Below are 14,243 nucleotides of genomic sequence, written 5' to 3' on the forward strand. Positions count from 1 at the left end.
CCCGGCGCGACACCCCATCCGGTATCGGCGACCGCCTCGCCCGAATCCTGTTTCGCGCGAGTCGAGTTCGAAAAGTCCGGTTAGCCCGCTACGCAGCGTAAGCAATCAAGCGGCACGTCGAATGTGGCGCAAATCATACGGTTGACGGCGGGCTTGGTTTGTCGAGACCCCGCTCGATCCATAGCGCACGTGTCGTATGGTGCTCAGCATCACATTCGATTGCGGAGGTAACGATGACCACCCGCACACAAGATCAGCGAGGCATCCATCTGTGAGTGCCGCACCGACCGCCGCCCCGGAAGCGGGCACCGGCGTTTTCAGCAGAACAAGGGCCCGGATCTCGGAACGCACATTGCGCACCGACCGATGGTGGATCCCCCCACTCGTCACGGTGCTCGGACTCGCCGCGTTCGTCATCTACGCGACGGTCAGATCGTATGTGCGCACGGCGTATTGGGTTCCGGACTACCACTATCTGACCCCGTTCTACTCACCGTGCCTGAGCACTTCCTGTGTCGAGGGTTCCAGCCATTTCGGCACCCCGTTCGGCGAGCTGCCGGTGTGGTTGCCGCTGGGCTTCGTGGTGCTGCCCTTCCTGCTCGGCTTCCGCCTGACCTGCTACTACTACCGCAAGGCCTACTACCGGTCGGTGTGGTTCTCGCCGCCCGCCTGCGCTGTGGCCGAGCCGCACGCCAAGTACACCGGCGAGACCAGGCTGCCGCTGATCATCCAGAACGCGCACCGCTACTTCTTCTATGTGGCCCTGATCGTTTCGGTGATCAATACCTACGACGCCATCGTCGCGTTCCACGGCAAATCCGGCGGCTTCGGTTTCGGCCTCGGCAATATCGTGCTGCTGGTCAATGTGATCCTGCTGTGGGCGTACACGCTGTCGTGCCACTCGTGCAGGCATATCGCGGGCGGACGGCTCAAGCACTTCTCCGGCCATCCGGTGCGCTACTGGTTCTGGACGCAGGTCTCCAAGTTGAACACCCGGCACATGGCGCTGGCCTGGACCACTCTCGGCACGCTCGTGCTGACCGATTTCTACGTCATGTTGGTTGCCAGCCAAACGATTTCGGATCTGCGGTTCATCGACTGACCGCCTCATCGAGGAGTTTTTCTGCATGGCAGAAGTGGAACGGCACAACTACGACGTCGTCGTGATCGGAGCGGGCGGCGCCGGATTGCGAGCGGTCATCGAAGCCAGAGAGCACGGGCTGTCGGTCGCGGTGGTGTGCAAATCGCTGTTCGGCAAGGCCCACACCGTGATGGCCGAAGGCGGCTGCGCGGCTTCGATGGGCAACGCCAACGAAAAGGACAATTGGCAGGTCCATTTCCGGGACACGATGCGCGGCGGCAAGTTCCTGAACAACTGGCGCATGGCGGAACTGCATGCCCAGGAAGCGCCCGACCGGGTGTGGGAACTGGAGACCTACGGCGCGCTGTTCGATCGGACGCCCGACGGCCGCATCAGCCAGCGCAACTTCGGTGGCCACACCTACCCGCGGCTGGCCCACGTCGGCGACCGCACCGGCCTGGAGATCATCCGCACGATGCAGCAGAAGATCGTCTCGCTGCAGCAGGAGGATTTCGCCGAGACCGGTGACTACGAGAAGCGCATCAAGGTCTTCGCCGAATGCACCATCACCGAATTGCTCAAGGACGGCGACCGCATCTCCGGCGCGTTCGGCTACTGGCGCGAATCCGGCCGCTTCATCCTGTTCGAGAGCCCGGCGGTGGTGCTGGCGACCGGTGGCATCGGCAAGTCGTACAAGGTGACCTCGAATTCCTGGGAGTACACCGGTGACGGGCACGCGCTGGCGCTGCGCGCGGGCGCGACATTGATCAACATGGAGTTCCTGCAGTTCCACCCGACCGGCATGGTCTGGCCGCCCAGCGTGAAGGGCATCCTGGTCACCGAGGGTGTGCGCGGCGACGGCGGGGTGCTGAAGAACACCGAGGGCAAGCGGTTCATGTTCGACTACATTCCGCCGGTCTTCAAAGGGCAGTACGCCGAGACCGAGGAAGAGGCCGACCAATGGCTGCGCGACAACGACTCCGCACGCCGCACGCCGGATCTGCTGCCGCGTGACGAGGTCGCCCGCGCCATCAACGAAGAGGTCAAAGCAGGGCGCGGCACCGAGCACGGCGGCGTCTACCTCGACATCGCCTCCCGGATGCCCGCCGAGGAGATCGTGCGGAGGCTTCCCTCGATGCACCACCAGTTCAAGGAACTCGCGGACGTCGACATCACCAAGGAGCCGATGGAGGTCGGGCCGACCTGTCACTACGTGATGGGCGGTGTCGAGGTCGATCCGGACACGGGCGCGGCCACGGTGCCGGGACTGTTCGCCGCGGGCGAGTGCTCCGGCGGCATGCACGGCTCCAATCGCCTGGGCGGGAATTCGCTGTCCGACCTGCTGGTGTTCGGCCGCCGGGCCGGGCTCGGGGCCGCCGCCTACGTGGAGCAGCTCGGCGCGCGGCCGTCGGTCTCGGAAGACGACGTCACGAAGGCCGCGAAGGCCGCCGTCGCTCCGTTCGATCCTCCTGCCGACGGTAAGGGCGAGAACCCGTACACCCTGCACACCGATCTGCAGCAGACGATGAACGACCTGGTCGGCATCATCCGCAAGGAACACGAAGTGCGTGAGGCGATCGACAAGCTCGCCGAGTTGCGCGCCCGGTTCCGTCAGGTGACCGTGGAGGGCCACCGCCAGTTCAATCCCGGCTGGCATCTCGCCCTCGATATGCAGAACATGCTGCTGGTCAGCGAATGTGTGGCGCACGCGGCGCTGCTGCGGACAGAGAGCCGCGGCGGGCACACCCGCGACGACCACCCGTCGATGGATCCCGACTGGCGCAACAAACTGCTGGTCTGCGCGGTGGATCCGAGCACGGCCGGCGATCCGATCCCGGAAGTCACCGTGACGCGCAAGGATCAGCAACCGATGCGATCGGACCTGCTCGCCCTCTTCGATCTCGGCGAGCTCGAGAAGTACTACACCCCGGATGAACTCGCCGGGCACCCGGCCGCGGCCGGGCATTCGACGGAGCGAGAGGCGTAACGATGGGTTACGACGCCAAATTCCGCGTATGGCGCGGCGATCTCGACGGCGGAGAACTGCACGACTTCACCGTGCTGGTGAACGAGGGCGAGGTGGTGCTCGACATCATCCACCGGCTACAGGCCACCCAGGCGCCGGACCTGGCCGTGCGCTGGAACTGTAAAGCGGGCAAGTGCGGTTCGTGCTCGGCCGAAGTGAACGGGCGGCCGCGCCTGCTGTGCATGACGCGGATGTCCACCTTCACCGAGGACGAAGTGATCACGGTGACGCCGATGCGCACCTTCCCCGTGATCAAAGATCTTGTGACGGACGTGTCGTTCAATTACGAGAAAGCCCGCGAGATCCAGTCGTTCACGCCGCCCGCCGATCTGAAACCGGGCGAGTACCGGATGAAGCAGGTCGATGTGGAACGTTCTCAGGAATTCCGCAAGTGCATCGAATGCTTCCTGTGCCAGAACACCTGCCACGTGGTACGTGATCACGACGAGAACAAGAAATCGTTCGCGGGGCCGCGCTATCTGATGCGGATCGCCGAGCTGGAGATGCATCCGCTGGATGTCGGCGACCGGACCGAGCTCGCCCAGGACGAGCACGGGCTCGGCCTGTGCAACATCACCAAATGCTGCACCGAGGTGTGCCCGGAACATATCAAGATCACCGACAACGCGTTGATCCCGATGAAGGAACGGGTGGCCGACCGCAAATACGATCCACTGGTCTGGTTGGGCAACAAGCTGTTTCGCCGTTAGCGGCGGGGAGGACCGGCCGGGGCGATCCCCGGCCGGTCGGCGCACCCTTACAACATGGCCACGACACCGAGGGCCACGATCCACACCAGCAGGCCGACGAGCAACGCCGACAGCAGCGAGTGGGTGAGGACGAAGACTCCGACCGCCGACACTGCGAACAACAGCGCGACGATCAGCCATTCCACCCAATCTTCCGGCCGCAATTTCTTGTGTCGGGGATGGGAACTCTTGAGCCCACGGTCCACAGATAGTGGGCTACCCGTCTCGGAACCAGGCAAACGTCTTTTCGTTGCCGAATATGCGTCGTTCCGTGACCTTCGGAAGCCGCCTCGCCTTATCGCGGCCGGTCGAACTCACCGTCTTGCACACCCGCGGTGAAGGCGGCCCACTCGCCGGGCGTGAAGATCAACACCGGCCCGTCCGGGTCCTTTCCGTTGCGCATTCCCACATGGCCGTCTGCCAGTAGCGCCACCTCGACGCTGTCGCTCCCCGGCCCTTCTCCGGCCTTCCGCCACGTGGCGCCGGTCAGGTCTATGTTCGCGTTGCCTTGAATGCTCACGAATTGGACTCCTTCGTTGTCTGCCGCGGCAGACGTGTACGGACCGAGAACCCAGCACTCCCCGCTGGACGCACTCACGCGCGGCCCGATATTACCGCCGCCGACCGGCGCTGTAGGGCGAACAGCCTGCCGAAAATCGCGCAGGCCACGATTTCCCGGCATGTCCTCGCGGCGCGCTCCGCCTGCCGTCAACGGCGGCGCGGCGCCGGATCCGCCCACGCGCGGACAGCCGCGACCACCTCCCGCCCGGACGGTCGAAACCCGTTGCGCGGCGGCACGATCCAGGATCGGATCGCGCCGACCGACGCGGTCGGGGATGGCAGCGCGATCGTCGATCCGGTGCGGGATACCGACACGTTCAGCCGGAACAATTCCGCGAACAGGCGCGAGTCGTTTTCGGGCAGGTCCGGCGCGATCAAGAAGGTCCATCGATTCGAGCGCGGGTGCGCCAGGATAGGGCCGAGCCGGACGCGTTTGCTCTGCATATGCGCCTTGACCGCCTGTCCCAGGCCGCTCGGCATGGTCAACGCCCACACCGAGCCGGCACGCAGCACGATCCGGCCGAGTCCGGGTGGATCGACAATGGCGGGCAGATCACATTCCCGCCGGTAGAACTGGCATCTGGACCGTGGTGTATCCCCGAGTGGCCTCTGCTCCACTGACAACCCCCTGCAGTTGTGTGGTTCGACGATGAGGTGCGCGCCATACCGAAGCGCCTGCGATCTGACCACGGCTCCCGCTCGCGTACCGATGTGAATGCGGCGATGGCCGAGTGTGGCGCGACGAGTTCTAGTTTCGCGTCGCCGCGGGCCGATGCGACTGATAAAGAATGTGCAAAATTGTAGAAAAATGGTTCCTTACGGGGCGCATGTGAAAGATGTGACTCAGTGCCAGGTATGGTCCGTCAGGGCGGTGCGAGGGCCGAACTTCGGTTTGTGGAAGTGGCCGCTGATTTCGAGCAGGCGAATCGCTCGATAGCGGTGCGGACGCAACGGTTCCAGATATTCGACCATCGCCTCGTCATCGATCGGACGCCCGAGCAGAGTCCAGCCGACCGCGGCGGCGAGGTGATAATCGCCGACCGACAGCGCGTCCGCGTCACCGAAAGCCCGCTGCGCGATCTCCGCGGCGGTCCACACCCCGATACCGGGCACACTGCGCAGCATGCGTGCCGCCTCGGCCGGGTCGGCCCGCGCGGCACGCTCCAGCGACTCGGCGATCCGAGCCGAACGCACGATGGTCTGCGCGCGCTGCGGTCCGACATTGGCCCGGTGGTAGACCCAGGAGGGAATCCGCCGCCAGGCGTCGGCGTCCGGCGGCAGGCGCATTCCGTCCGGCGCTGGACCCGGCGCCGGTTCGCCGTACTGCCGGACCAGCTTCCGCCACGACGCCCGTGCGGAGACGGTGTGCACCTTCTGCTCCAGCACGGCGGGCACCAAAGCTTCGAAGACCAGGCCCGTACGCAACATACGCAGTCCGGGGAAGCGGCGGTGGGCATCGGCGAGCTTCGGGTGATCCGGGAGGAACGCGGACACGTCCTCGTCAAGGCAGAGCATGTGCTCGAGACCCGCGAGGAATTCCGCCGCCCCGGGCCCCCACGCCCCCGCCCGCACAGCGCACGGGCCGGACTGGGCCAACCGGTAGGTGACCGGCCCGCTCGGCAGCCGGGACGCATGCCAGTGGGCGCCGTCGGCGGTCACCCGGTGGCACGGGTCGCCGGTGCCACGGCCGAGCGGAGCGAGCGTGCACGCCAGATCGATCGGCCGATCCGTGGTCACCGTCCGGCTCGCTTCCGGCTCGACCGTCACGCTGCGCACCGCACTCATTCTGCCCGGTGCGGCGCGCGGCGTCGCAGCCCCCTCCGCCGGACACCAGGATTATCATCTGGACCACACCAGAAGTCTTTCAATATCGATCGTGCATTATTATCGTTTCGCAATCCGATGTAACGGAACGAGATTCGCGGCGATATTGATTTCGTTCGGCAAATAGCTGGCTGTAGCAATGACGGAGGTTCGCATGATCACCAATCTGCTCAACTGGTTGCTCAACGCCTGGGGCGGGGTTTCCGCGGGCAGCTCGGGTTACCAGATCCCGCCCGGCACCCTGCCATTCGGTAGCTGACGCACGCGGCGCGCCCGCCCCGATTGCCGGCGGGCGCGTGCGAAAGGATCACTCGCCCAGCAGAAACTGCGCGAGATGCCACGCCTGTCGCCCGGCCAGGGCAGCGGCCTGGGTGCGGCAGGAGAAGCCGTCGGCGAGGAAGATCGTGTCCTCGTCCGCGGCGCGCAGCGCGGGGAGCAGGCCGTTCTCGGCCACCGCCACCGAAATGTCGTAATGGCCTTCCTGCATTCCGAAGTTTCCCGCCAGCCCGCAACATCCGGTGATTTCAGTCACCCCGACTCCCATGCTGGCTAATAGTCGGCGCTCGGCATCGAATCCGAGAATCGCGTGCTGGTGACAATGGGGCTGGACGACCACCGACTGTCCGGTTCGCTTCGGCGGCCGCCAGGTCGGCTGTTCGGCGAGGAATTCGGCGAAGGTGCGCACCGCGGCGGCGGTCGGGGCCGATCTCGGGTCGTCCGGCAGCAATTCCGTCAGGTCGGCGCGCAGGACCGCCGTGCAGGACGGTTCCAGTCCCACGACCAAGCCGCCCGCGCCCACGTGCTGCTCCAACGCGCTCAATGTGGCCCGCAACCGCGCACGGGCGCCGTCGAGCTGACCGGTGCTGATCCAGGTGAGTCCGCAGCAGACGCGTCGCTCCGGAATCCGGACCCGGTAGCCGAGGGCGGACAGCAGCCGCGCCGCGGCCAGGGCGATCTCCGGGGCGAACGCGTCGGTGAAGGTGTCGATCCACAGCATCACCTCGCCGGAACCACCCCGTTCCTCCGGCGCGTAGGACGACTCGGCCAGTGCGGCCCCCTCGTCCAGATCACGCCAGATCCGGCGGAAAGCGCGCGGGACCAGGCGCGGCACGTCACGGCGCGGATCGATGCCGGCCGCTCGTAAACCGGCGCGGCGCAGTGTGACTCGCCCGGCCAGCGCGTTCACTACGCGCGGCATCCGGCTCGCCACGGACAACCACCGGGGCAACTGGCCGAGCGAGTAGTGGTCGATCGGGCGCGGCCGATGGCGGTAGCGCCGATACAGCGTCTCCGATTTGTAGGTGGCCATGTCCACGCCCGCCGGACAATCCGACCGGCACGCCCGGCAGGACAGGCAGAGGTCGAGCGACTCGGCGACGGCCTCCGACGACCAGGGCAGCGCGCCGCGCACCACCTCCTGCAACACCCGCGCCCGCCCGCGCGTGCTGTCCTTCTCGTCCCGGGTGGCCTGGTAGGACGGGCACATGAAACCACCGTCGGCGCGGCATTTGCCCACGCCGACGCAGCGATGGACCGCCACGCCCATATCGCCGTCGTCTTCGGATAGCGCGTAGCCGCTCGACGCCCGGACGTCCGGAACTCCCGCCAGGCGCAGGTCTGCGTCGATCGCCCGCGGCGCGACCAGGACACCCGGATTCAGGACGTCGCCCGGATCGAACAGCGCCTTGTAACCGGCGAAGACGTCGAGCACCGCGGGGGAGTACATCACCGAGAGCAACTCGGAGCGGGCCCGGCCGTCGCCGTGCTCGCCGGAGAGCGAACCGCCGTGCCGCACGACCAGCTCCGCCGCGTCGAAGAGGAAGGCACGGAAACGGCGTGGCGCGTCGGCGATCGGGAGATCGAGGCGAACGTGGATGCAGCCGTCGCCGATGTGCCCGTACAACAGTCCGTCGACGCCGTGGTCGCGGGTCAGGGCCGCGAAATCGCGCAGGTAGGCGCCCAGCCGCGCGGGTGGGACGGCCGCGTCCTCCCACCCCGGCCACGCCGGTCGCCCGTCGGGTGTGCGCCCCGCCAGCCCCGCGCCGTCGGCCCGGATCCGCCACAGCGCCGCTGCGGTCCCGGGATCGGTGACGATCCGGGTGTCCATCGCCGCCGCCGTCCGGCACAGCCGCTGTGCGACGGCCAGCGCGTCGGCCTGCGTCTCACCCGCGGTCTCCACGAAGAGCCAACCGCCGCCGCGCGGCAGGCCGGGCACCCGCCCCCCGTGCGCCCGGACCACGTCGACCAGCCGTGCGTCGATGCCCTCGACCGCGATCGGCGCGCAGGCCAGCACGGCGGCGACGTCGTCGGCGGCGGTGGCTATGTCCGGGTAGCCGAGCACCGTGAGGACGGTGGCCGCGGGCAGCGCGACCAGGTCGACCGTCGCGTCCAGGAGCAGGCCGCAGGTGCCCTCGCTGCCGACGAACGCCTTCGCCGCCGACGCGCCCCGCTCGGGAAGGAGATGTTCCAAGCCGTACCCGGACGCCTGCCGCTCGAAGCGCCCCAGATCGGTGCGCAGCACGGCGAGATTGGCCCGGCCGAATTCCGCGAGACCCGGCACCGCCGACAGGTCGGCGGCCAGCGTGCGTTCGGTGCAGGTGCCGTCCAGGATGCGCAGTTCGCGCACGGTGTCGGAGGTGCGGCCCCACGCGACGGCGCGCGGTCCGCAGGCGTTGTTGCCGATCATGCCGCCGAGCGTGCAGCGATTCTGGGTCGAAGGGTCCGGCCCGAAGCGCAGTCCGTGCGGACGAGCCGCCCGCTGCAACTCCGACAGCACCACGCCCGGCTGCACGGTGGCCACGCGCGCGGCCGGATCGATCGACACGATCCGGTTCATATGCCTGCTGAAGTCGAGGACGAGTCCGGGACCGATCGCATTGCCCGCCACCGATGTTCCCGCGCCGCGTGCGGTCACCGGCAGGCCGTGATCGCGGGCGAATTCCAGGGTGATCGCGACGTCCTCGTCGGTGCGGGGAAAGACGACCGCGGCCGGGAGAACCCGATAGTTCGAGGCGTCCGAGGAGTACTCCGCGCGCCGTCGCTCGGAGGTATCGACCTCACCCGCGATCGTGCCGCGCAGCGCCGCCATCCGCTTCACAGTGTCGATTTTCCCAGCGTCCGCGGTGCTGGGTGTTCGCGGCCCCTTATGGCTCGCGTCCGAGTGACCGCCGGGGTGGATCGAGTATGCGGGCTACGGCCGGTTTCGCTCTCGGCGGAAACGGCGTGCGTCCGGAATCGACTTGAACTCAACCATTGTTGAGGTCCTAGTGTCGGTGGCCAGGTCTTGGATGGGTGGGAAGCGAGAGGGAGAGCAACGTGAGCATCGAATCCGTGGCGTGGAGCCAGATGTACCGGCGGGCGAACGCGCCGCGGGAACAGCGGCCGTTCCGCTTCGCCACCGCCCGGCGCATCATCCGGTTCGCGGCGCCGCACCGCCGCAGGATCGGCGCGTTCTTGCTGTTCAGCGTGGTGTCCGCGGTTCTCGCCGTGGCGACGCCGGTGCTGGCGGGCCGGGTGGTCAACGACATCGTCGGCGGCGCGGCGCCGCGGGTGGTGGTCGTCCTCGCGCTGGTGATCGGCGCGCTCGCGGTGTTCGACGCGGGGCTCGGGTTGGCGACCCGATGGATGTCGGCACGGATCGGCGAGGGGCTCATCCTCGATCTGCGCACCGCCGTGTTCGATCACGTGCAGAAGATGCCCGTCGCCTTCTTCACCCGAACCAGGACCGGCGCACTGGTCAGCCGCTTGAACAATGACGTCATCGGCGCGCAGCGCGCGTTCAGCGACACCCTGTCCGGCGTGGTGGCCAACCTCGTCACCCTCGCGCTGACGCTCGGGGTGATGCTGAGCATCTCGTGGCAGATCACGTTGCTCGCGCTGGTTCTGCTTCCGGTGTTCGTGTTTCCGGCGCGCCGGATGGGCAACCGCTTGGCGGACATGCAGCGGGAGGCGGCGCGGCTGAACGCGGCGATGAGCACCCAGATGACCGAGCGGTTCTCGGCGCCGGGCGCGACGCTGGTCAAGCTCTTCGGCCGTCCGGAGCAGGAGTCCGGCGAGTTCGCGCTGCGGGCCCGCCGGGTGCGCGATATCGGCGTGCGCACCGCGATGCTGCAAACCTTTTTCGTCACCTCCCTCACGCTGGTGTCGGCGCTGGCGATCGCCTTGGTGTACGGGCTCGGCGGCTGGTACGCGCTGCGCGGGCAGTTGGACGCGGGCGCGGTTGTCTCGCTGTCGTTGCTGTTGACCAGGCTCTACACCCCGCTGACCGCGCTGGCCAGTGCCCGGATGGAGGTCATGGCCGCGCTGGTGAGCTTCGAGCGCGTCTTCGAAGTGCTCGACCTGAAGCCGCTGATCGAAGACGCGCCCGGCGCGAAGCCCGTTCCGGCCGGTCCGGTGGCGGTGGAGCTGGACGCGGTGAGCTTCGGCTACCCGTCGGCCGACAAGGTGTCGCTGGCCTCGCTGGAGGACGTGGCGAATCTCGACACTCGCGGCGGGGTGGAGGTGCTGCACGAGGTGTCGCTGCGCGCCGAGCCCGGTCAGCTGATCGCGCTGGTCGGCTCGTCCGGTGCGGGCAAGTCGACCATCGCACAGCTGGTCTCCCGGCTCTACGACGTCGACGGCGGTGCGGTGCGGTTGAACGGCGCGGACGTGCGCGAGCTGAGCACCCGATCGATCCGTGAGACGGTCGGCCTGGTCACCCAGGACGGGCACCTGTTCCACGAGACCATCCGGGCCAATCTGCTGCTCGCGCGCCCGGAGGCCACGGAGGACGAGCTGTGGGACGCCTTGGAACGCGCCCGGCTGCGCGACCTGGTCGCTTCGTTGCCGGACGGGTTGGAGACGGTGGTCGGCGAGCGCGGCTACCGGCTCTCCGGCGGTGAGCGGCAGCGGCTGACCATCGCGCGCCTGCTGCTCAAGCAACCGCGCGTGGTGATCCTGGACGAGGCGACGGCGTCACTGGACTCGACCTCCGAAGCCGCCGTGCAGGAGGCACTGAGCGAAGCGCTGGAGGGCAGGACCGCGCTGGTGATCGCGCATCGGCTGTCCACGATCCGCGCTGCCGACCAGATCCTGGTGCTGGAGGAGGGCCGGATCATCGAGCGCGGCACGCATACCCAACTGCTGGCCGCCGATGGCCGCTACGCGGAGCTGTACCGCACCCAGTTCGCCGAGGAGCCCGTCACGGCGGCGGCCTGACCCGCCGTCCTAGCTCGCCGTCCGGTCCGCGGTACAGGTGGTGTCGGTGTCCGGCAGGGTTCCCGCGCCGAAGTAGGCGTTGATCGCGTGGTTCACACAGCTGCTCAACTCGGGCCGGAAGGTCATGTGGATGCGGACGTCTTCCAGGGTGACCATCCGCGACGCCGACAGATACTCGTGCAGCCGGACGGCGTGGGCGTAGGGAGTGCGCGGATCTCCCGTCGCCTGCACGATGAGCACGGGCACCGCATTCCGGACCACCGTCGGCGGTTCGACCGGCCGAGGCCAGAAGGCGCACGGCTGGATGTTGCCCGCCAGCGCGCCGAAAACCGGTTGCGTGGCCCGGCTCTCCTCGATGTTGCGCCAGTACCACGTGGGATCGATGGGTGCGCCGACATCGCCGCAGGCGATCTGCGCCAGCACGGAGTTCTCGTTATCCCGCAGCGCCGCCACGATGGCGCCCAGCCGCGGCGTACGCGAGGCGGTGGGCGGGCCGCCGGCGTCGTCGGCGAGCTCGCGCACCGTCGCGGCCAACGGTTCGTTCAGCCGGAAGTTCCACAGCAAGGTGTGCAGGATGAACGGCAACCAGTGGTCGTCGATCGCGAAGTCATCGATGACGATCGGCCTGCGGTTGACGACGCGGACCAGCTCCTCGACCTTCGCGCGCACCTGCTGCGGCGTCGCACCGAGCCGGAACTCTTCGTCCCGGGCTGCGGCCCACACCGCCCAATCGTCCAGCGCGATCTCGTCCGAGGGACCCCAGTCCTGGACCAAGCCCTCCCAGTACCGGTCCGGGTCGATAGCGCTGTCGAGCACGATTCGATCACTGCGCTCGGGGAACATCTGGGTGAACACCGCCCCGAGATACGTGCCGTAGGACAAGCCGTAGAAGTTGACCTTCTGCTCGCCCAAGGCGGCTCGGACCACGTCCATGTCCCGCGCCGTGTTGCGAGTGGTGAACTGCCGCACCAGCTCTGGATCGCGAACCACGCACGTGGCGGCCATGCCCGCGGATTGGACGGTGTCGTGCAGGAAGCCGAGCGGGTCGAGGCCCGCCGACCGGATCATCTCGCCGACCGGCCACCCGCACCGCGGACTCCGGCTGGACTCGCCGACCCCGCGCGGGTCCATCCCGATCAGGTCGTAGCTCGCCAGCACGTCCGGCGACAGCACATCACCGAGCAGATCCACACTGTCCAGTCCCGGGCCGCCCGGACCGCCGGGATTGGACAGCAGGATTCCCCGCCGCCGCGCCGGATCGCTCGCCTTCACCCGGGAGATCGCCAGGTTGATCGTGCGATCCCCGGGCCGCCCGTAGTCGAGCGGCACCTGGACATTCGCGCACTCGCCCCCGGCCTTGTCCAGATTCTCGACGCCGCACGGTTTCCATTCGAGCGTCTGGTGATAGAACCGGTCCGAGCTGTTCGGCTGCGGGTCGGCCACCGGATCGGCCCGGCCGTACGTGGGCGCGGCGAGCAACGCGGAAACCGCCACTATCGACATCGAGCGCCAGAACAGATTCGCGGACAACGAAGTTCGCCTCTCGGCCGGTGCGATCACATGCTTGCCGAAGAACCGTATCGGATCAGGGCCCGCGAGGGTGGCAGCGCCTTCCCCCGCGCGGCGTGTTCGGCTCGCCGGTCATCCATGGTGCGAAGATCACCGCGCGTAGTCCTTCGCAGCGGGAGACCGATCAGCGAAGCCCGGCTCGATTCGTTCGAGCCGGGCTTCTGGGCTGCGGATTCGTCCAAGCCCTACCGAAGTACGCCGAGAACCGGCGGATCAGAATTCGCCGAGGACGCCGATCACGGTGCGCCCGCGGTGGTTGCCGCTTTGGATCGAGCGCAACACCTTCTCGGCCCCGGTGATCGGAGCGTAATTCGCCAGTGACGAAAGATGCTGCGGGCGAAGCTCTTTGCCGAGCCGGGACCATACCTCGCGGCGACGTTCGATCGGGAGGTTGACCGAGTCGATGCCCTCGAGCGCGACGCCGCGCAGGATGAACGGCATCACCGTGGTGGGCAGTTCCGCTCCGCCGGTGAGCCCGCTGGCCGCGACCACGCCGCCGTAGCCGATGGCGCTCAATATATAGGCGAGCGAGGCGCCGCCGACGCTGTCCACGGCCGCGGCCCACCGCGCTTTGGTCAACGGCCGCGGCTTGGCGTTCGGATCTTCGGGCAACCTGCCGATCACTTCGTTCGCGCCGATCTCGCTGAGCAGATCGCTCGCGTCGGTCTTTCCGGTGGAAGCGATCACTTCGAAGCCGAGGCCGGAGAGGATGTCGATGCTCACGCTGCCGACCCCGCCGGTCGCGCCGGTGACCAGCACCGGGCCCGCGTCCGGGGTGAGGCCACGATCGAGCAGGGCCTGCACGCTCAGGGCCGCGGTGAACCCCGCTGTGCCGAGCGCGGCCGCGTCACGGAGACTCAGATCCGCCAGCTTGACCACCCATTCGGCCGGCACCCTGGCGTATTCGGCGAAGCCGCCGTTGTGCGAAACCCCGATGTCGTATCCGTGCGCGATCACCTGGTCGCCGGGGGCGAAATCGTCGTCGGCGGACTCGACCACTTCGCCGACGAGATCGATCCCGGGCACGATCGGGTAGTTGCGCACCACCCCGCCGCCCTTGGTGATCGCCAGACCGTCCTTGTAGTTCGCGCTCGAGTAGTGCACTTTGATCGTCACGTCGCCCGGCCCGAGGAAATCCTCGTTGACCTGCTGCCGGGTCAGGACGATCCCGCTATCCGTCTCGTGTGCCACCATCGCCCAGAACTCCATGCGCACGAGCATACGAGGGTCCGGACGG

At 67.8% G+C, this 14,243-nt stretch carries 11 protein-coding genes; 4 read left to right on the plus strand and 7 right to left on the minus strand.

The features are described from left to right. Positions 1–271: 271 nt before the first annotated feature. From sdhC to ON29_RS29285, 3 genes are read left to right on the plus strand one after another with little or no spacing between them, the layout of a single operon-like run. Positions 272–1,102 carry a succinate dehydrogenase subunit SdhC gene (sdhC, locus tag ON29_RS29275; RefSeq protein WP_040871252.1) on the plus strand — a complete coding sequence of 277 codons (831 nt, stop codon included), beginning with the start codon at positions 272–274 and terminating at the stop codon, positions 1,100–1,102. 25 nt (positions 1,103–1,127) lie between these two features. Next, on the plus strand, positions 1,128–3,068 hold the full coding sequence (locus ON29_RS29280; protein WP_040871254.1) for a fumarate reductase/succinate dehydrogenase flavoprotein subunit: 1,941 nt from the start codon (positions 1,128–1,130) through the stop codon (positions 3,066–3,068). A gap of 2 nt (positions 3,069–3,070) precedes the next feature. Next, the gene (locus tag ON29_RS29285) at positions 3,071–3,817 is read left to right on the plus strand and encodes a succinate dehydrogenase/fumarate reductase iron-sulfur subunit (RefSeq protein WP_040871255.1); all 747 of its coding nucleotides are present in this window, start codon (positions 3,071–3,073) and stop codon (positions 3,815–3,817) included. 47 nt (positions 3,818–3,864) lie between these two features. On the opposite strand, the gene ON29_RS29290 is transcribed toward ON29_RS29285, so the two are convergent. The 5 genes from ON29_RS29290 to ON29_RS29310 form a co-directional block, all read right to left on the minus strand. Beyond that, entirely contained in the window at positions 3,865–4,002 is a 138-nt protein-coding gene (locus ON29_RS29290; RefSeq protein ID WP_245549227.1) for a hypothetical protein, read from the minus strand. A gap of 149 nt (positions 4,003–4,151) precedes the next feature. After that, positions 4,152–4,376 carry a DUF397 domain-containing protein gene (locus ON29_RS37315; RefSeq protein ID WP_040871258.1) on the minus strand — a complete coding sequence of 75 codons (225 nt, stop codon included), beginning with the start codon at positions 4,374–4,376 and terminating at the stop codon, positions 4,152–4,154. 188 nt (positions 4,377–4,564) lie between these two features. Beyond that, complete coding sequence (locus ON29_RS29300; protein WP_245549229.1) at positions 4,565–4,903, minus strand: DNA-directed RNA polymerase subunit beta; 339 nt, start codon at positions 4,901–4,903, stop codon at positions 4,565–4,567. Positions 4,904–5,260: 357 nt separating this feature from the next. Next, positions 5,261–6,202: a DNA-3-methyladenine glycosylase family protein gene (locus ON29_RS29305; protein ID WP_051175704.1), complete on the minus strand. Its 942-nt coding sequence runs from the start codon at positions 6,200–6,202 to the stop codon at positions 5,261–5,263. 346 nt (positions 6,203–6,548) lie between these two features. After that, the gene (locus ON29_RS29310) at positions 6,549–9,329 is read right to left on the minus strand and encodes an FAD-binding and (Fe-S)-binding domain-containing protein (RefSeq protein ID WP_040871261.1); all 2,781 of its coding nucleotides are present in this window, start codon (positions 9,327–9,329) and stop codon (positions 6,549–6,551) included. 227 nt (positions 9,330–9,556) lie between these two features. On the opposite strand from ON29_RS29310, the gene ON29_RS29315 reads away from it, so the two are divergent. Beyond that, a complete protein-coding gene (locus tag ON29_RS29315; RefSeq protein ID WP_040871344.1) occupies positions 9,557–11,437 on the plus strand; it encodes an ABC transporter ATP-binding protein in 1,881 nt (626 codons plus the stop codon). A 9-nt stretch (positions 11,438–11,446) separates the two neighbouring features. On the opposite strand, the gene ON29_RS29320 is transcribed toward ON29_RS29315, so the two are convergent. After that, positions 11,447–12,967, minus strand: coding sequence for an alpha/beta hydrolase (locus ON29_RS29320; RefSeq protein ID WP_157172939.1), 1,521 nt, complete (start codon positions 12,965–12,967; stop codon positions 11,447–11,449). 252 nt (positions 12,968–13,219) lie between these two features. Continuing rightward, positions 13,220–14,215 (minus strand): oxidoreductase, encoded by a 996-nt coding sequence (locus tag ON29_RS29325; protein ID WP_040871348.1) that lies wholly within the window; start codon positions 14,213–14,215, stop codon positions 13,220–13,222. Positions 14,216–14,243: the final 28 nt, after the last annotated feature.

Origin of the sequence: Nocardia exalbida NBRC 100660 (assembly GCF_000308575.1) — a bacterium.
GTDB lineage: Bacteria > Actinomycetota > Actinomycetes > Mycobacteriales > Mycobacteriaceae > Nocardia > Nocardia exalbida.